Origin of the sequence: Photobacterium swingsii (assembly GCF_024346715.1) — a bacterium.
Taxonomy (GTDB): domain Bacteria; phylum Pseudomonadota; class Gammaproteobacteria; order Enterobacterales; family Vibrionaceae; genus Photobacterium; species Photobacterium swingsii.
In genome coordinates this window covers 875,603-895,455 of sequence record NZ_AP024853.1, presented here as the reverse complement: position 1 = coordinate 895,455, position 19,853 = coordinate 875,603, and the positions used below count along the sequence as shown (strand labels likewise).

The following is a 19,853-nucleotide window of genomic DNA, read 5'->3' as shown; positions in this document are numbered from 1 at the left end:
ATTGCATTATGCTGGGCTGTAATTTGCCACGGCTTCTTTTACAGTGCGAGAGCGATCTTTAGTGAGAGGTTCCATCAAGATAGCAGCATCACTTGCTTGGCTTAAAATCTCAGGCAGTTGTGCGCGTCGACCTGCATGTAAATAGGCCAAGGTTTTTTTGAAGTTACCATGCTTGCCTCGCGCATGGTTATGAATAAATTCACAACACGCTTCGAAGTCAGAGTGCTTAATACAAAATAGCGTAATGTGGGCTGGGTTTATTTCCAGCTCTACTAGCCATTTGAGTAAGAAACGCAGTCCTGTTTCTGTTGCTTCGTTGTCATATTCACGAATACGTTCAAGGTAGATATCAAAGTCAATATCCCCTTGGCTGAGCTGATGGTGCAACCATGGTTTTTCGTAATTCCTTTCAATGGCTTTAAAGCCACGGTAGTTATGGTTGAGCAGTAACTTGGCGAAACGATCACGGCGCACTTGATCCATGGTCCAAATAAACTGGTTCAAACCGTACATGGTGTATTCCTCAGCGTTAGGACTGAAGTATTCGCCTGACAGCTGCGCGGCATAAAGTGACGTTATGCTGTCGAAATCGGTTTTTCCTTCGAGGTACTCCAAGGTTTGCATGACGATATGTTCGATTCTCGCCTTGGTATTCTGCAGTTCAGCGATACGGGTAAGTAGCGCTTGGCTATCGACATCTTCTGCGAAAATCAGTAATGGCCCGCGAGGTAGCGACTCATGGTAGGCCTCAAGGGGAACTTCATGGTCAGCCATCAAAATGACATGATGATCGTCGCCTTGTTCGTTACGGCGTTTTTGCACCACGGTGATCGCCATCCAACTCATGCCATCCATATGGCAAGGCTGGTCGTGAACCGTATCTTCATCAGCGATGATAGGAAGGCGTAGTTTCGCTGGTGTCTTATCACCGTCACCAACGAATAAGCAGCTTTTACCCAACTCGTAGGCTAACGCTTGTTCCCAAGACTGAATATTCAGCTGCACCATGATATTGAGCGCACGTTTGAAGTCGTGGTTGAGATCGAGTGGGATCTCAGGGTACTTGAGCGATGCATGGTGCAAGAACTCAATTTTTGTGTGTTCGTTGATGTAGCGTAAACCGTCGCGCATGGCTTCGGCTTTCTTACGATCTATGCTGCCGAACATGCTGGTTTCAGTGCTAGTTATTTCGCTATACACATCGATCCAATGTTGATAACGCTTGGTATCATGGAACTGACGATCCATTTCATAGGCGCTGAGTATTCCCTGATTAATCCCTGCTTTTTCGAGCTGTTCTTGGATGTTGATGTCATCAAGTATGTTCTCAAACTCAATATCCCACGAATCATCTGAGTAGGCGCGCAAGATGTTCCGTGCGGCACGAACAGGGGCGAGGGTAATGATAAATTGCCATAGACGATCGGCTTGTGCACGTAAGGGCAGTGGCAGCTGACGTAACCAGAATGCAATCAAGGTGAAGCGCTGGAAGTCTTCATCGTGGTCTTGGAATAACTTGTAACCTGATTGGTGTTCGCTGTATTTATTCAGGTAGATATGACTGCGGCGGCAGCAATCATCGCGGAATAATTGCGGTTCAAGCAATGCCAATAGACTTTCTTGACTCTCAGTTGGTTTGTCAGTCATAAAATAGGCTTTGATGCGAGCAACATCCGCTTCATTCAGCCCTTTGTCTTCAGGACAGTAGTAGGCCCCTTGAATGAAGGCTTCTTTTACTATGTGCGAGGCGGCCATTTCCCATACATTGTGTTCGTTTAAGTAGTGAAATAGTGCCTCGGTAACATCATCGCCTAGGTTTTCATTGAAATCGCGGTGAAGCTGGTAACTTGCCAGCGCCATAAAGCCCATGTGAGGTTCAGGCCAGTGCGTTGGACGACTGAGGTCGCGAGAGGTACGCAGTACCTTATCGACATGCTTAAAATGCTTGCTGTACAGCATCTCATCGTTATCGGTGAAGCTGCAGAAGATAGACTGCACATCACGCGATAGTGCAGGTTCGAGAGGTTCATTGTCAGCATCTGATGGGGTTGTTTCAGGTGCTGGCAGTTGGCTATAGCGACGGTAGCAGTCTTGACGTGACAGTAGGGCGTCTTCATCACCTTCTGTGAGTGATTCCATCATGTATTTGCGAAGTTCACGTTTACCGAGCGCGTGATAAAAGACATCAATGACACGCAGGTATTGTTGGCGACGTGCTTCCAGTCGGCCTTTATCGCTGTCTGCGGTGACAGTTAAGGTCGTGATTAAGCCATTTTCATGTTCAATGGTCGACTCTTCGCCAAAATGATCCGTCAGCAGATCCCCACGGACTAAATCTAGAATACTATTGAGCTCTTCGGTAATACCTTGGTTGTTATATTCAAAGCTGCACAGGTGATCTTCAATTTGAGCTGACATTTCAGGTGCATGCGCTTTGGCGAGCGGGATAAGTTCAATTTCCTCCAAGGCATCCAATGCACTGCGGTCTTCGCCGTTTTCGATATAACACCACAGCTGTTCACCTTGTGGCATGGCTAGAATGAGCGGTTTGAGTACCTGGGTGCCAAAATTTAGCTCGTATTGACGCTCATCACGGGCGAGATAGGCGAGGTATTCTGCACGTTCTTTCAGTGCATTCTCAGAGGCTTCCACCAAGGTATCTGTTATTTGGCTTCGAATATGGGCTTCTAGATCGTAAGCTTCATCTTCCAGCGTGCTAGCCATGAATGCTTGCTGCATAAAGGTATCTAGTTTTTCATCTTCGTCGTAAAAATCAGAGTGTGAGAAGAGGCTTTGGTACAGCCACAGCACGGGGTGATGGTGGCTAAAATCTTCATCATCTTCTTCAGTGGTATCTATGCGACACAACAATACGGGTTTGGCCTGAAAACGTTCAATCACCATCTGCTTAAAGCTGTCGTATTGATCTGGGTTTTCTTTTAAGTACTCACCTAAAGGCTGATAAGTGACGGCATTGCTATAGGGATCATCCATGAACATCCCAGTTCGAAAAGTAGGGTTGTCACACCAAATAAAGGCTTTAATCAGTGCGGGATGCCAGCCGTGTTCTGTTAATAATGAAGCAAGATAGCTTTCATATTGGGTAGCGTGCTCATCGTCCCAATAGGGGATGAAAAACTGTCCCAGAAGGTAGGTGTATTGAAGATCGGTGCTTGCCAGCATATACAGCGCTTCGACACCAAATACACGCATGTCATCAATCCACATTTCACTGGTATCGTTCATGCGGCGAGTATAAGCAACAATGGCTTTAGCGGTATCGACAATAGTGCTTTTAATTTCAGGGTATTGGAGTGCGGCAGCAAATACGATCACCTCTGAGATATAGGTTTCAGTGGTATCGGTGATCTCATGGTCGTAGTAGTGAGAACCACCTTCTTGACCTTTATCTAGCGCGGACTTTAATAGCCCAAGGTTTTGCCCTGCATCACTAGGTTGTAAGCGGCGCTGTTCATTAGAGTTGCTATGTGTGAACTCCACATCAAACTCTTGATTATTAAAAGCTTGGTCAGTATTGAGGAGCGTTTGGTATTGAATAAGCGCTGCTTTAATTTGTTTTGGGTCTTGAATATCGAGGGTAATTATTTTGTTTTTATCAAATTGATTCATAAGGTGAGATTTTTATTTTAAATAACTTTAAATACAATAGCTTAAATGAATTTGTGATGAAAGAGGGCATCTTTCATGATGCGCTATGTACCCGTTTTTCGACGAAAATATTTCACTATATAGGTATAAAGCGACCAAAGGTGCGCTTTTCTAATTCATTAATTGACATCCAAAGTACATACTAAGTAACACGCTTTAAATCACAGAAGATCCATAAGCTCTGGCCAAGCATCACTTTTGGCGTATAATTACTGACGTTTGCTTCGTATAACCCCAATGATATGGTTTGGGGGTCTCTACCAGCGCCCTCAAAGTGCTGATTACGAAGAGTTGAGATCGCGGTGGATCTTACTCTTTGTAATGGCGTTCGTTTTTTTCAAATCTGTGCCTATTCTTAGAGTAATTGTATCCACAATAATCATAAGAAAAGATGGATGAGAATATGAACGCATTTATTCAGGGTCTTCCTAAAGTAGAGCTGCACTTACATATCGAAGGTTCACTAGAGCCAGAATTATTGTTTGAATTAGCTAAACGTAATGACATCGATATTCCATATCAATCCCCACAAGCCCTTCGCAAAGCTTACGAGTTTGAAGATTTACAGTCTTTTTTAGATATTTACTACCAAGGTGCTAACGCGTTACGTACCGAGCAAGATTTTTACGATCTGACTTGGGCATACTTAGAAAAGTCTAAAGCCGATAACGTTATCCATACTGAAATCTTCTTTGATCCGCAAACGCATACAGATCGTGGTATTCCTTTCGATACCGTTATCAACGGCATTCACCGCGCGATGCAAGATGGTCATAAGCAACTGGGTATTAGTTCGCAAATCATCGCGTGCTTCTTGCGCCATTTGCCGGAGCAAAATGCGATAGAAACCCTGCAATCTATCTTGAAGCATAAAGATAAAATTATTGGGGTAGGGCTGGACTCTTCAGAGCAAGGGCATCCACCAGCAAAGTTCAAACGTGTGTTCCAACAAGCTAAAGAGGCTGGTTTACTGACGGTGGCTCATGCAGGAGAAGAAGGCCCAGCACAGAATATTGTCGATGCAGTCGAAATGCTAAGTGTTAGCCGTGTTGATCACGGTGTACGTTGTGTAGAAGATGAGCTGTTACTCGAAGCGTTAATAGACAGCAAAATGCCGTTAACAGTGTGCCCGCTTTCTAACATTAAACTGCGGGTATTTGATGAAATGGAACAACATAATATCGCTGAACTTCTTCGTAAAGGCGTAGCGGTGACCATCAATTCTGACGATCCCGCTTACTTTGGTGGTTACATGACGGATAACTTTTTAGCCGTTAGCAATGCTCACCCAATGAGTAAGCAAGAGTTGGCACAATTTACGATCAATGCGATCAACGGTAGCTTTATCAGCGATGCACTTAAAGCGGATTACCGCGCTCAGGTGGAAAATTATTTAGCGAACCATTGATGATAAAAAGGGCTAGGCCGCTAGCCCTTATTCTCTAGCCCTGTCAGCTTGTTGGATTAGCATTTTCTAACTCATGATCACGCATTTGTTTCAAAGTAGAATTTGTATTTACGCACACCGTCTATCTGCACGCCCTTTTCTCTTAACTCAAGGTATTGTTGGAGCTTAACTGTTCTGAAGTCCATCGCTTTCAGCGCAAGGATTATTCGTAGTTCATCCATTGAGCGTGACTTAGCTGCTGAACTACAAGTCCCGCAGATCACATGAGCCTTCTCTTTAAAGCCTGTCTTATTAAGCCAGTTCAGCTCTTTTGTTTCTTTTTGTTCACCACAAAAGTAGCAGTGGTTGTTTTGCTTTAATGCAGCCTGTTCCCTTAACGCTTTAGGGCTTGGCGATTTGACTGATGGGGCTGTGTTGGTCTTCTTACTTCCACTGAACATAGAGAACTGAACGACATTCGACATTTGGATTGCTCTTACTACTGACTAATGGGCGGATACGGCACATAACACAATATACTTGTTAAGTGCTTTTATATCCTATTTCTTGTGCGCTTAATGAGTCAAATGACCATTTGATTTCGAATGCCGACTACTTAATATTAATCGTATTGTCACGTCGGTCATACATATCGGGTGTGGTGTGCAACCCGCCAGCATAACCTGCGGCTTCCAAGGTCTCCCTGACTTCTTTGACGTGTTCCGCGGTGACGGGCTCATGCCTGTCACCAAGATTGGAACGGACAAAAGTGATCAGTTCTGCGAGGTTCTTATCAGACAGTACATCCTCAAAACTGGCCATGGGCATAAAATTACGATCTTTGTCGATATAGGTTGGTTGTAACCCGCGAACAGTGACGGCAATAGTATTGAACGGATCGCTGTGCATGATAATACCGTTGTTTAACAGTGTTGGTGCAATTGGTGGGCGGCCTTTACCATCGTCACCATGACATGCACCGCAGGTTTGGCGGTAGGTAGCGTAGATAGGTGTTTGATAAGCTGTTTCATCAAACCCTTTGGGTTGTAGTGGCACTGCACCTTTGCTGATCACGTTATTTGTATCGCCACTTAGTAGGTAATAAGACATAGACTCAATATCTTCTCGTGTCATTAGGCTCAGGCTGTTTTTGACCACATCGGCCATACCTGCAAAGGCTGTCCCTTTATCGGAATGACCTGTGTGTAAGAAATCAGTCAATGTCGCTTCATCCCAACCATCGATAAATAGCTCATTGGCGGTAATGTCTGGTGCATTCCAACCATCTATGAGGTTCCCTTGGAAAATGCGCTCAGCAATTAAGGCTTGCGCGATGTTTCTTGGGGTATGACATTCCGAACAATGGCCCAGCCCAGCCACCCAATATTTGCCTTGTTGCCATTTTTCAACATCTTGAATTTGGTCTATTAACTCAGAGGGTACGCTATAGTCGATTGGATCTGTGTCCATAAATACGATATTCCAGCCTAGTAACCCTAAGCGAATGTTCGACGGAAACATCATGCTGTTGTCATCGTTACGGCGTGAAACCGCAGTGATCGATTGCATGTATTCCCACAAGTCGAGCATGTCTTGCTCGGTGAGGTATTGGTAAGAGGTGTAAGGCATTGCTGGGTAGAGGTATCCCTTCTTGCCTTTACCACGAACGAGCGCATCGCGGAAATCGTCAAAGTCATACTCCCCAATCCCTTCGCTGGCATGCGGTGTGATATTGGTAGAATAAACGGTGCCGAATGGTGTCACAAAAGGCAACCCACCCGCAAATGGTTCGCCACCTTCAGCGCTGTGACAAGCCACGCAGTCACCTGCGTATGCGAGGTATTTACCTCGTTCGACAGGTTTTTGTTCCAGCTCTGCTAATTTCACTTGCTGTGTAAATTCGGCATGACGAATATAAGCACCTAAAGCACGTATTTCATTATTTGTTAATTGGCTTTCGAATGCCGGCATGAGGTTATTTAAGCCATAGTTAATGGTGTGTTGGATCTCTTCAATACTACCGCCATGTAGCCAAATATCGTCTGAAAGATCGGGTATACCAAGCTGTGGATTCGCGACTGAGCCGTCGGCATGACAAGATGCACAGTATTGAGTAAATAAGGTTTTACCCAGTTCGACTTTGACTTCGGGCACGTCGGTATGACGCTGATTTAACGAGGCAAGGTAATACGATATCTTAGCGACTTCATCGGGGCGAAGGACTTCACTCCAGCCAGGCATAGCGCCATTTCGACCTTTCGCAATCGAATGAAGAATGGCTTCATCAGTACCGCCATATAACCAAACTTGATCGATGAGGTTAGGGAAATGTTTTTGCCCTTGTGCATTATTACGGTGGCAGGCGGCGCAGTGGGTTTGAAATAGAATTTGTCCGCTTGTGATAATCTCTGGGTTTTCAGCTAGCTTAGCTAAGCTGGCGCCATTGAGTGGTGCAAATTGTTGATCCAAACTGGTATTGGGTGAGCTCAGCCTATCATCACTTTGTTGCCAATCAATGAGCCCTTGCCACTCTCCTAGGCCTGGATACAAGACAAGATAACCAGCAGATAATACGAATGCGATAGCGTAACTGATAAACAATATTTTTGGCGGTGGTGCGTCTTTTTCATCGATGCCATCGAAGCTACCTATGGTGTGATTTTGATCCGCTTGATGGTTACTGCGCCAATATTTCACAATAACAGAAATCATCAGTACAAAGAAAATGAGCGTGAAAATAGCGGCCCATAGCGCCCAAAAACTACTCATGGCGATACCTCCTGTGATGTATCTTTACCAAGGCTTTGTAGGTACCGAATTAATGCTTCACCTTTGGTTTTTCCTCTTACTTGTAACCTCGCATCACCGATTTCTTCGTCGGTATAGGGCACACCGAGTGTTCTGAGGGTTTCCATTTTTGCACTGATGTCATCACCAGACAGTATTTGTTCGAATAGCCAAGGGTAAGCAGGCATGATGGAGGTTGGGACAACTTGCCTTGGGTCGACAAGATGAAGCACATGCCATTGATCTGAGTATTTGCGTGCGAGGTTGGTCAGGTCGGGCCCTGTACGCTTTGATCCCCATAAGTTCGGGAACTCATAGATATCATCGCTTTCTTGATTTGGGCGACCATTGCGTTTTACTTCGGGATCAAGCGGACGCACCATCTGGGTGTGGCACACATGGCAACCTTCGCTGATATAAATATCGCGGCCTGCGAGTTCGATAGCGGTAAAGGGTTTGGCTAGGCTGCCTTTGGCAATATCATCACCGCGAACAATGTTAGGTACAACCCAAACCACTAATGAAAACGAAGCCACCACAAGGGTTACTATGATCAAAATGACAAGGGAGTGGGTGAAATCTTTACTCATGATTTAGGCCTCCTTTGCCACAAATACTGCAGGCATACGGACGGTTTTGTATAAGTTCACCGCCATTAGTAGTAAGCCAAGCACAAAGAGTGCTCCCCCGAAGAAGCGCAGAAATAGCCATGGTGCTTTGAAGTCCATGGCCTCAATAAAGCTATATACCAGTTCACCATTGTCGTTTTGAGCCAGCCACATATAGCCTTCACCTATGCCAGCTACCCATAGCGCGATTGCGTAAATGGCTACGCCTGCATGTGCTAGCCAGAAATGCCATTTAATCAAGCGTTGTGACCACAATTCGGTTTTATTCCACAAGCGAGGAATAAAGTAATAGAAAACCGCGATCCCTGACATGGCGACCCAACCTAAGGCGCCAGAGTGGACGTGACCAATGACCCACTCAGTGTTGTGTGCCACCATATTAAACCAGCGGATCGCCAATAATGGTCCCTCAAATGTGGCAAGGCAGTAGTAAAGAATGGCAGAGAAAAAGAACAGCAGAATATAGTCAGATTTCAGTTTCTCTTTGTTTTGGAGCAAGGTCATTGCACTGTTGAAAGCGCCAGCCCAAGAGGGAAGCCATAAGATCAGCGACATCACTATTCCGATGTTTTGGACCCAAACCGGTACTGAAGAATAAATAAGATGGTGGGTGCCAGCCCAAGTGTAAAAACCGACTAACCCCCAAAAGTGGATGACAGATAGGCGATATGAGTAAATAGGCCGCTCAGCGGCTTTAGGAATGAAGTAATAGTTCATCCCAATTACCCCTGCAGTTAGTAAAAAGCCCACCGCATTATGTCCCCACCACCATTGGACAATGGCGTCTTGTGCGCCTGCAAACACCGAATAAGACTTCATGGCTGAGACAGGTATCGCAAGGTTATTCACGATGAAAATCATGGCGATGACGATAATAAAAGCGGCAAAAAACCAGTTAGCCACAAAGATATGACCAACCTTACGCTTTGCGATGGTGCCAAAAAATAACACGGCATACAGTACCCAAACCAATACGATCAAGAGGTCGATCGGCCATTCTAATTCTGCGTACTCTTTTGATGTGGTGTAGCCTGCGGGTAAAGAGATAAGTGCAAGAAGCAGTACAAGTTGCCAGCCCCAAAAGACCATCCACGACAGGCTTTTATTGAAGATTTCGCAACGGCCTGTGCGTTGTGCGATATAAAGCGACGTTCCCATCAGAATGTTGACCACAAAGCCATAAATAACACCCGATGTATGAAGTGGTCTGAGTCGGCCAAACTGAAAATATTGCGAGTCGAAATTAAGTGATGGCCAATAGAGTTGCGCGGCCAAAATAACACCGATAGTCATGCCTGCAATTGCCCACACTAAAGCCGCGAGGATGAAATACTTCACAACTTTAATGCTGTACTGCGTTGTCACCGGTTCCATAACAAGCCTCTTTGCTTAAGGTTGTGATTCATTACCGAGCTGAGAATAGAAATAGGCAATATCTCGAATGTCTTGATCAGACAGAGCATCTGCTTGTTGCTGCATCAGCACAGCGAGTCCACTTGTACGCTCACGGGTTTGATAATCTTTTAATGAAGAAATGAGATACCCCATTTTTTGACCGCGAAGGTTAGGGTAAGGATCTTGAGTGGAGATACCGTCCGCCCCATGGCATGTCATGCAAACTTTGGCTTTTTGTTTACCAATTTCGAACTGTTCATTTTCAGAGGCAAGCAGTGTTGGGGAAAAGGCCGCCGTGACAGCAAGTATTGAAAGTGTGGCTAGCGAATGACATTTGAACTGATTAAAACGCATCACAGCTCCTTTAGGTGTACGCAGATTTTGTCGTAAATAGATTGACACTAAGCGCGCTATTGCATGACTTACTTTGAATAAATGCATTTAGCTCTTTTCAGTACGTAACGAGTTTTAAGAATAGATCACTTGGTAAATCCGTATAGCCAAATTAACCATTCTTTTGCCCTCACAGAATGCTTGTCGAAACCGCTATAGGCTAGAAGTCCTTATTTTGATGTTTTTTGTCTTAATGTTTGTAATGGAGCTCTTGTTTGATCGCTAGAATTCTCCCCATCAACTAAAGAGGAGAACAACAATGACTCGAAGCGATTTACATTCAAAAAACATCAGCCTTGAGATTAACGAAGAGCATCCAGCTTATCAGTGGGCTAAAGCTCAAGCAGATTCAGTCAATGCTATGGGTCACATTGGTACTCACATTGATTGCTATACCAAGGTACCACTTGCAACAAACTACCAAACAGATGTTCATATTCTTGACTGCTCAGACGCGATGCCGACGATTGATCAGATTGAAGGGCTGGAACTAGATGGTAAGTCACTTGTGCTTTATACCGGTAACTTCGAGAAGAATGGTTATGGCAACCCAAATTATGGCGCGCAATCGACAGTGCTTGATAGCGATGTGCTCGATGCGATATTGAAACAAGCGCCGCAATTTATCGTGATTGATAGCTACGGTATTGGTGCCCATGGCGACGAGCATATTTCGTTTGATAAACGCTGCGAAGAGCACAATTGCTTTGTGATTGAAAATGTTTGTCTCACTCAAGCCATGCTTAGCTCCATTGTTTCGTTAGACATTCGTTTTGATCCGACATCAGCTTCAACGGGTAAGCGTTGCGACGTTACTGTGTTAAGCCATACCAAGTTGGATAAGTAAGTGTTTAGGTTTCGTGAAATGGCAAATTATTGATAGGGAGGCGTTAGGATGACAATACATTGTAAGGTTGTGAGCTTAACTTACCTAAATACAAAAACACTGGCGGTTTGTTTACAAGCGGATAGAGAATTTGAGTTTAAAGCCGGCCAATATGTTTCGATTGATCTTGGCGAGAGTGGCAAACTGCCGTTTTCAATAGCCAGTATGCCGATGGGGGATTCTCGATTTGAATTGCACTTAGGTGGAATTTCAGAGCAAAGTTCTCTACTTGCGGGGGTGAAGTATCTTCAGTCGTGCTTCGAGCGGGGGCACGTAGTGAAGGTTGAAACAGCCAAAGGTAATGCTTGGCTTCGAGAGACTAAAGCTAAGGTCATCTTGATCGCTGGTGGTTCAGGTTACACGTATGCGCGGAGCATCTTGCAGGCAGCACTGCGCCAAGACCCAGAGCGTCATCTCACGCTTTATTGGGGTGCATACAGTGAAAGTGATCTGTATGAGCATGATTATCTAATGGGATTGACGAAAGAGTATACGAACTTTCATTACATACCAGTGACAGAAGTTACGTCAGCCGATAGCGTTACTCGCCAAGGCAAGCTATTGGACATCGTTTATCAAGATGCTGACTTTTGGGCTTTGCCCGATGTGTATATCTGCGGAAGGTATGAAATGGTGCAAGCAGCGTCTCTTTATTTAGAGCGCCAATATGAAGGCCGTTTAACGCTTTATTCCGATGCGTTGTCATAGATTTTGATCGAAACTAAAATAAATCAGGTACGCTTTTGTACCTGATTTACATCAATAAATGCATTTATTTATACAAGCTGAATTTCTTGGTAATGTTTTTAAGTGCTTCGCTATCGCCAAAAAAGGCGATGCCAAGGTATTCGAGTTCTTGTTCTTTGGTTTGGCTGGTGGTGTGTTGCTGAACCGTTGATCCCCCCTCAATCATAGTATGAGTAAAGTCGGTAAATTTGATGCCTTGCTCGATAGCTAGTTCACGTGCTTTTCTGATTTTGTTTGAGTTATCTGCTTTTAATACAATAAAAGGGTAGTGGGACAAGCTTGGGTGAATGCCTCCGTCGCCATCTTGGTAATCAACAAACAGCGCTTCATTTACTTCCAGTTGGTTAGTCAGTCCAACACTTAAGTGCCCCAACACATTGAGAGAGCGGCCTAGTTCTATTTTTTTGTTTAATACTGCGACAAATCGTTTTTCGTTCTCACTAGATACCGATGTCATCGTGTTATTTCCTCTTTCCGCTGTGTGCTATTCGATTTATGGTAACCAAAAAGTGTATAACCATAAGTAAGTTACGTTTGATATTTTAATGCGCAATAAGGTAAATTTTATTGCTATATTTGGCTTATGTGCTGTTCAATTCACAATGAAATTAATATATGGATAGATTTGACGATAGAATATTGCGTGAACTTGAATCCAATGGTCGGCTGACAAATGTCGAGTTAGCAGAAAGAATTGGTTTATCAACGTCTGCGACCTTACGTCGGGTGCAAGAGCTTGAACGTAGTGGGGTAATCAAAGGTTACCGCGCAGTATTGGATAGAAATAAATTGGGAATGGGTTTTATCGCTTACGTCACTATTGGGTTATCAAGCCATAGTAAGCACGCTCAGTTAGCATTCGAAGAGAGCGTTAGACATGCTATTGAAGTGAAAGAGTGTCATAACATTACAGGTGTGAGTGAGTACCTGTTGCGTATAGAAACGGCAGATTTGTCGGCTTACAAACGTTTTCATGCGGATGTGCTGGGTGAGATCCCGCAAGTGAATGCGATTACCACCATGGTCGTAATGGATAGCCCAAAAGAAGCGGGCTAATCGTTGATGCGTGCTGCGCTAATCAATCAGCACGTTTTATCGTTTGGGCATTGCTAAGACACGATCAATGAAAAATGCCATGGCATCGTTGACTGTCTTTTCGGAACGCCATAACACTTCAGCATGCCAATCAGCAAATTGCCCGCCATCCAAAGTGAAAGGCTTCAGTAATCCTTTCTCGATATCGTCATCAACTAAGAATTTAGGTGCAGCCGTCCAGCTAGGGATGCCTTTAACTATCGCCAGTATATCGTGCATATTTGTACAGTGGGTGATGCGGTGGCTGATTTCGTGAACCTCTTTGAGCCCCAATTCATGAAAGTAATTTAAAGAGACTTGTGGCAGTCGGCGCAATGTTTTTTGTGAAACCTGTGAAGGGGATATATCAAGCTGAGGGTGGGCAACCATAGTAATAGCAAAAGAAAAAGCGTGAGCAACAGACAGCTCATGGTGCTGAGTTAATGTGGTCATGCTAAATCCCACATCGGCTTGCCCTGTTAATACCCAGTTTCGGATTAATAAGGGATCGCCACTTAAAATCTTCATGTCCAAAGTAGGGAATCGCTTAAAAAGCTGATTATAAATATCGATAAGTTCAGCGTTATACAGCGATGGATCAATTGCCAGGGTTAAGCTACTGGGGATACCATTTAATAAGCTATCGGCTTTAGAGTCGAAATATTCGAGTTCGTGCATTGCCGATTTTGCGTAGTTATATAACTCAGTGCCTTTTTCTGTTAGCTCTAGCGATCTCGGTTTACGGGTGAAGAGTTCAAATCCAAGTTCAGATTCTAGTTTTGCGACTAAGCCACTGATTGTGACTGCGTGTTTGCCAATTCTTCGACTTGCAGCTTTAAATCCACCAGCTTCAACACTTTCGACAAATGCTTCTAATTGTTCAAATGATCGCGCCATTAATTACGTCTCACTATGATTCGAAATCTTTAATTAGAGTGATAAGGGTAGGTTAAACCTATTCTTGGGTGCGTGGCAACAAAAGATGTTTTGCTAGAAGATAGCGTCATTGAAACGGCTTACGGCTAACAAGTTTGAGACTGGAGAATATGATGAAACTTACCACGGCATTAAAACTAACCCCGATTGCATTAGCGATGATTGCTGGGCAGTCTTTCGCTGCAGAATTTTCACAGAAAGAGTTGGCTTACATGCCAGCGAACACTCAAATTGAGTTGTTCAAAAGTGGAATGATTTCTCCAGTCGATGTGTTGAAGGCGCAAAAAGCACAATACGAAAATACGAATGACACTGTTAATGCGGTTACTTATGCGCACTGGGATAAAGCATTAACTGCGGCAAAACAAGCTGCTAAACGATACGAAGATGGTACTTACCGTGAGATGGAAGGTGTGACTTTTGCGGTGAAAGATGAGCATCATGATGTTGGTATGAAAGTGACATTTGGCTCAAAGCTACATATGGATGACGCGCCAATGACACATGCAGATCCTATGGTGTCGAAGTTGAAAGCGGTGGGGGCGATTCCTGTTATTCAAACGACAGTACCAGAACTTTACTTTAATTGGATAACCAGCACCGATGCATGGGGAACATCTCGTAATCCTTGGAATCCAGATTTTGCAGTCGGTGGTTCGTCTGGTGGTTCAGGTGCCGCTTTGGCCGCGGGTTACGCGACTATTGCAACGGGCTCTGACATGGGAGGCTCTATCCGTATTCCTGCATCATTTAATGGGTTGTACGGTCTAAAGCCTGCGGCATTTACAGTGCCTAACGCGACGTTATATTCATATTTTTCTGGCAGCGGTCCAATCGCACGTAGTTTTGAAGACATGGTGATGATGTATAACGTAATGTCAGGACCAGATGCTCAGTGGTCGGTGCCAACAGTGGGTAAACAAGAAAAACTCAGTAAAGCCGTTGAGTCTTTAAAAGGGATGAAAATTGCCTATATTGGCGATATGGGAACCAGTCCAATGGCTGATTATGTTGCTGATGGCATGGAGGATGCAATTAAAGTGTTGCGTAAACAAGGTGCGACGGTAGATGTTGTCGATTTTGACTTTGATATGAAAATGGGCCTTCTTGAAGGGGTGTCTAACCTAGCATTTTCAGGCGCGATGGGAGCGCCAATGATTGAAGCATACGGTGATCATACTGACCAAATGACAACCTATACTGGCGCTTTGTTGTCAAAAGCAAAGAAGCATCACTATGGCCCACAATCTCAAGCCAAAACGGAAGCTGAAGTACAACGCATGTGGACTAAATTATCATCTGAAGTCTATGCACAAGGGTATGATTTAGTTATCGCACCAACAATGCCGACAGTCTCTGTTCCTGCGGATTATAACTTCATTACAGATGCACCCATCCAAGAAGATGGCCACACCTATGATAATGCTGTTGGAATGATGTATACACTGCCGTTTAACTTACTTGGTTGGTTACCAGCAGCAAGTGTACCTGCGGGTTTAAGCCCTGATGGGGTCCCATTTGGTATGCAAATTATCGGTAAGCCAGATGATACTGCCACTGTTGTAAAAGTCGCTGGCGCATACAGTAAAGGGGCTCCGACTTTCTACAAAGGGGACAACCTACCTAAAGGTGTTAAATAACTATTTTCGTTAGGTTGGTATAAATCAAGGCCTAGCATCTTCGTGTTGCTAGGCCTTGTTCTATTGATTTTTTTATCCAAAAGCCTCTTCATGCTGTTTCAAGAAATCGATTAAGGTTCTTATTCGAAGGGGCATGAGTGCCTTTTCTTGATATACCGCGTAAATTGGAATTTGTAGATCATGTACGTCAGGTAAGATCCGAATAAGCTTGCCCTGTGCGAGTTCTTTTTTCACCGTAAAACTTGGCATAATGGCAAAACCCAGATCATTCAATACAAACTCTTTTACTGATGCAGAAGTACGAACTTGCACTTTTGGCGAGTGAGGTAATAAAGTGACCTGACCGCGGTGGTTGGTTAGCCTTAGTTGCTTGTCGCCATGCACAATATGATGGCTGATCCAATCAAGATGCAGTAGATCTTCACTGGTTTCAATTTTTTGTTGGTTCGCAAGGTAAGTCGGCGAAGCGCATAACATGTCGCAAAAATAGCCTAGCTTAATGGCATATAAACTGGAATCCTCCAGGTCCGAGGAAGCGCGCAGGGCAATATCACACCGAGACTCAATCAAATTGCTATAGCTATCACTTTCAATAATATCCAGTTTAATCTCAGGGTACTGATGAAGAAATTCACTCAGTATATTCACCATTGCTGTACTCGGTGTTGAGATCCGAATAGTGCCACTCGGTACTTGATCCACTTCGAGGATTTCGCTATTTGCTTCTGCTACGAGTTCGCTAATAGCTCGGCACTTTTCGTAATATCTGGCACCTGCATCGGTTAAAGACAGTGAACGAGTTGTACGATGCAACAATCGGGTGTTGAGCGATTTTTCAAGTTTGGTGATAATTTGAGAAACTCGCGCCTTACCAATCCCTAATTCATCGGCAGCTTGAGTAAAAGACTGTTTTTCCGCAACTTTGGCGAACACCATCATGTCATCGAGTGAGATCATTGACTTTATTGTTTAGTGGCAATTAACAATGAGTTTATCCAAGCACTAATTATCTATCAAGACATAAACGATATAGTGACTCCATCAACAGCGACAAGCACTTAACTCAGTGATTTGATTCGCTCTATAGAGAATAAAGAGATGGAGAAATAAAAATGTCAGATCGTAAAATTTTAGTAACAGGTGCTTCGGGCAAACTCGGACAGCAAGTGGTGTCTTATTTACTGAATGATTTTGATGTGAAGCCGAATCAATTGATAGTGACGACTCGTAACGTGGAAAGTTTGGCTGAGTTAGCGGATAAGGGCGTTGATGTACGTGAAGCGGACTTTTCAAGCCCTGATGCGTTAGAGCAAGCATTTCATGGCGCGCATAGTATGCTTTTGATTAGCATAGATGCGTCAGGACCTCGTACTCAAGCGCATTTAAATGCGGTAACAGCAGCAGAAAAAGCGGGCGTTACACACATTGCCTATACTTCAATGCTAGCACCTACACAGTCACCAGTAGTCTTTGCTCATGAGCATGAGGCAACTGAGCAAGCGATTCTTGATAGCGCTATTCCGAACGCAACGGTTATGCAAAATAACTGGTATTTCGATAACCTTCCTGACTACTACGCTAGCATTCTACAGACGGGTCATTGGTTATCTGCCGCGGGGGAAGGACGTATCGCTCAGCTATCTCGTAAAGATTTAGCTTATGCGGCGGCAACTGCTGTAGTCAAAGGTAATCAGTCTAAGGGTCTGCATCAGAGTAAAGTGACACTGCCTATGCATGGCGCAGAAGCACTTACTCATGCAGAGATGGCGAAAGTCATCGACAGCGTGATAGGTACAAGTATCAATATGGTGCATTTGTCTGATGAAGAATATCAGGCGCAGCTTGAGTCATTTGGTTTGCCAGCACCGATAGTGTCACTCTGTACTACCATGGATCATCATAACCGTTTGGGATTGTCCAATGGTACGAGTGATGTGTTTGAAGCGCTAACAGGTAAGAAACCGCAAAGCTTTGAATCTTGGCTTGAGGAGAATAAAGCGGAACTACAAAAGCTCGCGAATATGTAATGGTATTGTGACACTGACAGAAAGGGGCTTTATCGCCCCTTTCTTGCATCTGAGGGAGGTGAAATTGAGTCAGTGTGAACCACGGTAACCCAGCGATAACTATGCTTATGTTATCTTTGCGGGGGGAATGAACATTATGAGTAGGCTAAGAGAAAAATGATTGTTCTGATGATTGAAGATGACAAGGTACTCGCCTCGGCATTGAGTGATTATTTTGAACTCGATGATATTGAACTCGACTTTGCCTATAACGGCGAGTCTGGTTTAAAACTGGCGACAGAAAATACGTATGATGTGATCTTGCTGGATATTATGCTGCCTAAGCTGAGTGGCTATAGTGTGTGTAAAACAATACGAGAAAGAGGGATTTCAACCCCTATCTTGATGATGACAGCACGTGATACGTTAGAGGATAAGCTTGAAGGGTTCGATGCTGGCACGGACGATTATATAACAAAGCCTTTTGCGATGGCTGAGTTGTACGCTAGGCTCAACGCGTTAGTTAAGCGCAGTAAGGGGCAGGTTTCGTCACGGTTGCAAATCGAAGATCTGACTTTAGATCTAGATAAGCATCAAGCTTACAGAGGGAAGACTCCACTCGCACTCTCGCCATTAAGTTGGAAACTACTGCTCGTGCTTGCTCAACATAGCCCTGCCATTGTGACTAAAGAAGCCTTGGAGCAAGAGGTGTGGGGGGAAGAAATCAGTGCAAACAATTTAAAAGTCCAAATTCACAAACTCAGGCAGTCGGTCGACAAACCTTTTGCGAATGCGTTGATTCAATCTGTCCCTAAAGTTGGCTTTGTTCTAAGAGGTAATCACCCATGCTGAGTATCAAGCAAGAGGTGATAAAGCTGCTAAGTGTTTTTGTCGTATTACTTATTTTGCTGTTTGCTTCTTTAATGTTTATTAACGTTAATTATGGGATCAGTACAGATACGCGCAATACTATGATTTACCAAGGGGCGTTGTTAGAGCGTACCCTTGATGAATCTGGCGTTTTACCTTCAGCTGTTGATAGTGGGATGCTCAGTATTTATAACGACTTTAACTCGATGCCAAATTATCTTCGCCAGAGCTTTGCTTGGACTGAGATGAAAAATCGTCAAATGATAGAAAAATACGTATACGATGATGGGGAAAATAAACGCTATATCTATGCAATGAAATACTCAATTAAGCGCTTAGATAAGCCCGTTTATCTTATTCTGAATTATTATGACGACCTAGAAAATCAAATAAAATACGATTATAAAATCCAGAGAGGAAATCTGGTTCTGATCGCAATTGGCCTGATTCTAATTATTACCACCATTGTGCTTTTTACATCAATTCTATACTGGCGCTTACTCCATCCCGTTGAAAGAATGTTTAACTGGATCACCCATCCAGGTAAGTCTCCTCAACCTGCATCAAAAGAACTCAAATACACCGAGCTGAACAGTATTGTCGATAGCGTCGAACTCAATCGACAGCGAGAGCAGGACATTATCAAGCGCGAGGCGTTCTTTTTGCGCACGCTTAGCCATGAATTAAGAACCCCCATTGCGATTATCCTTTCAAGTGCTGAATTATTAGAAAGGGTGATAACCCGAAGTGGATCTGAATATAAATCAATCTCAGAAAGCGACTTAGCACAGAGTCATTCGTCCCAAAATACTAAACTGATTAAAGGTGCAGAAAGGGCAACGGGGCGCATTCTGTATGCGGTGACTAATATGAAAAAGTTAGTACAAACCTTGCTATGGCTTTCACGAAAGAACGAAGCTCCTTTGCCTATTTCACGCGTTAATTTAGCGACGGTGATCAGTAAAGTTATTGAAGATAATCGATATTTACTGCAAGACAAAAATGTTGATATTGATGATGAGAATATTGATCGCCAAGCTGAAGTGTCAGCGAACGACACTGTCATTCATTTATTGTTAGAGAACCTGATCCGTAACGCGATACAGTATTCACATCAAGGCACGATCCGCATCACCGCCAGTACCAACCTATTTATGATCAGTAATCCTGTTGATAGCCCTGATGATGGCTCTGTTTGTTCAGCAAATAATGACAATACGCATGATAGTGATATTTCACAAGATCATGAATCTCATGGAATTGGTCTGTATCTGGTTGAGAAGATTTGCCTGAAAAAACAATACCGCTATGAAATGGACACCAATTCTAGCCAAGTGACTGCAAGGCTCTATTTCTCACCTTGATAACCGGTTGGTAACCGCTTGTTGACTATATTGACCTGCATACGATGCCTGTTACTGCGGGGATTTGTAT

At 43.9% G+C, this 19,853-nt stretch carries 17 protein-coding genes and 1 riboswitch; of the genes, 8 read left to right on the top strand and 9 right to left on the bottom strand.

The window, feature by feature from the left end; all coding sequences use genetic code 11:
* Positions 1-6 precede the first annotated feature (6 nt).
* Positions 7-3,630, bottom strand: a complete 3,624-nt coding sequence (locus OCU77_RS21380; RefSeq protein ID WP_107302609.1) for a hypothetical protein — start codon at positions 3,628-3,630, stop codon at positions 7-9.
* A gap of 243 nt (positions 3,631-3,873) precedes the next feature.
* A riboswitch (purine riboswitch) is annotated at positions 3,874-3,973 on the top strand.
* A gap of 99 nt (positions 3,974-4,072) precedes the next feature.
* On the opposite strand from OCU77_RS21380, the gene OCU77_RS21375 reads away from it, so the two are divergent.
* Entirely contained in the window at positions 4,073-5,077 is a 1,005-nt protein-coding gene (locus tag OCU77_RS21375; protein ID WP_048897604.1) for an adenosine deaminase, read from the top strand.
* A gap of 77 nt (positions 5,078-5,154) precedes the next feature.
* Here the strand turns inward: OCU77_RS21375 and OCU77_RS21370 are convergent, their stop codons facing one another.
* The 5 genes from OCU77_RS21370 to OCU77_RS21350 form a co-directional block, all read right to left on the bottom strand.
* A complete protein-coding gene (locus tag OCU77_RS21370; RefSeq protein WP_048897605.1) occupies positions 5,155-5,541 on the bottom strand; it encodes a hypothetical protein in 387 nt (128 codons plus the stop codon).
* A gap of 127 nt (positions 5,542-5,668) precedes the next feature.
* Positions 5,669-7,825, bottom strand: coding sequence for a cytochrome c (locus OCU77_RS21365; protein ID WP_107302610.1), 2,157 nt, complete (start codon positions 7,823-7,825; stop codon positions 5,669-5,671).
* Positions 7,822-8,436 carry a cbb3-type cytochrome c oxidase subunit II gene (locus tag OCU77_RS21360; protein ID WP_193391641.1) on the bottom strand — a complete coding sequence of 205 codons (615 nt, stop codon included), beginning with the start codon at positions 8,434-8,436 and terminating at the stop codon, positions 7,822-7,824. The genes OCU77_RS21365 and OCU77_RS21360 overlap by 4 nt, the downstream gene beginning before the upstream one ends.
* Positions 8,437-9,846: a cytochrome-c oxidase, cbb3-type subunit I gene (gene ccoN, locus OCU77_RS21355; protein WP_048897607.1), complete on the bottom strand. Its 1,410-nt coding sequence runs from the start codon at positions 9,844-9,846 to the stop codon at positions 8,437-8,439. It abuts the gene before it with no gap.
* 15 nt (positions 9,847-9,861) lie between these two features.
* On the bottom strand, positions 9,862-10,221 hold the full coding sequence (locus OCU77_RS21350) for a c-type cytochrome (RefSeq protein WP_048897608.1): 360 nt from the start codon (positions 10,219-10,221) through the stop codon (positions 9,862-9,864).
* Between the two features lie 298 nt (positions 10,222-10,519).
* Between OCU77_RS21350 and OCU77_RS21345 the strand changes: the two genes are divergently transcribed.
* Both OCU77_RS21345 and OCU77_RS21340 read left to right on the top strand, forming a co-directional pair.
* Positions 10,520-11,107 carry a cyclase family protein gene (locus tag OCU77_RS21345; RefSeq protein WP_048897609.1) on the top strand — a complete coding sequence of 196 codons (588 nt, stop codon included), beginning with the start codon at positions 10,520-10,522 and terminating at the stop codon, positions 11,105-11,107.
* A 48-nt stretch (positions 11,108-11,155) separates the two neighbouring features.
* A complete protein-coding gene (locus OCU77_RS21340) occupies positions 11,156-11,854 on the top strand; it encodes a ferredoxin reductase domain-containing protein (RefSeq protein ID WP_048897610.1) in 699 nt (232 codons plus the stop codon).
* Between the two features lie 64 nt (positions 11,855-11,918).
* Here the strand turns inward: OCU77_RS21340 and OCU77_RS21335 are convergent, their stop codons facing one another.
* Positions 11,919-12,350, bottom strand: a complete 432-nt coding sequence (locus OCU77_RS21335; RefSeq protein ID WP_048897611.1) for a DUF2000 domain-containing protein — start codon at positions 12,348-12,350, stop codon at positions 11,919-11,921.
* Between the two features lie 158 nt (positions 12,351-12,508).
* On the opposite strand from OCU77_RS21335, the gene OCU77_RS21330 reads away from it, so the two are divergent.
* A complete protein-coding gene (locus OCU77_RS21330) occupies positions 12,509-12,949 on the top strand; it encodes an Lrp/AsnC family transcriptional regulator (RefSeq protein WP_048897612.1) in 441 nt (146 codons plus the stop codon).
* Between the two features lie 36 nt (positions 12,950-12,985).
* Here OCU77_RS21330 and OCU77_RS21325 read toward each other — a convergent pair whose 3' ends face one another.
* A complete protein-coding gene (locus OCU77_RS21325) occupies positions 12,986-13,864 on the bottom strand; it encodes a LysR family transcriptional regulator (RefSeq protein WP_048897613.1) in 879 nt (292 codons plus the stop codon).
* A gap of 149 nt (positions 13,865-14,013) precedes the next feature.
* Between OCU77_RS21325 and OCU77_RS21320 the strand changes: the two genes are divergently transcribed.
* Positions 14,014-15,543, top strand: a complete 1,530-nt coding sequence (locus tag OCU77_RS21320) for an amidase (protein WP_107302611.1) — start codon at positions 14,014-14,016, stop codon at positions 15,541-15,543.
* Between the two features lie 72 nt (positions 15,544-15,615).
* On the opposite strand, the gene OCU77_RS21315 is transcribed toward OCU77_RS21320, so the two are convergent.
* Positions 15,616-16,500 carry a LysR family transcriptional regulator gene (locus OCU77_RS21315; protein WP_048897615.1) on the bottom strand — a complete coding sequence of 295 codons (885 nt, stop codon included), beginning with the start codon at positions 16,498-16,500 and terminating at the stop codon, positions 15,616-15,618.
* Positions 16,501-16,655: 155 nt separating this feature from the next.
* Here OCU77_RS21315 and OCU77_RS21310 point away from each other — a divergent pair, with 155 nt between their 5' ends.
* The 3 genes from OCU77_RS21310 (at position 16,656) to OCU77_RS21300 (ending at position 19,783) form a co-directional block, all read left to right on the top strand.
* A complete protein-coding gene (locus tag OCU77_RS21310) occupies positions 16,656-17,570 on the top strand; it encodes an SDR family oxidoreductase (RefSeq protein ID WP_048897616.1) in 915 nt (304 codons plus the stop codon).
* Positions 17,571-17,726: 156 nt separating this feature from the next.
* Positions 17,727-18,401, top strand: a complete 675-nt coding sequence (locus OCU77_RS21305; RefSeq protein WP_048897617.1) for a response regulator transcription factor — start codon at positions 17,727-17,729, stop codon at positions 18,399-18,401.
* Positions 18,395-19,783: a sensor histidine kinase gene (locus tag OCU77_RS21300; protein ID WP_048897618.1), complete on the top strand. Its 1,389-nt coding sequence runs from the start codon at positions 18,395-18,397 to the stop codon at positions 19,781-19,783. Before OCU77_RS21305 ends, OCU77_RS21300 begins: the two co-directional genes overlap by 7 nt.
* The last annotated feature ends 70 nt before the right edge of the window (positions 19,784-19,853 follow it).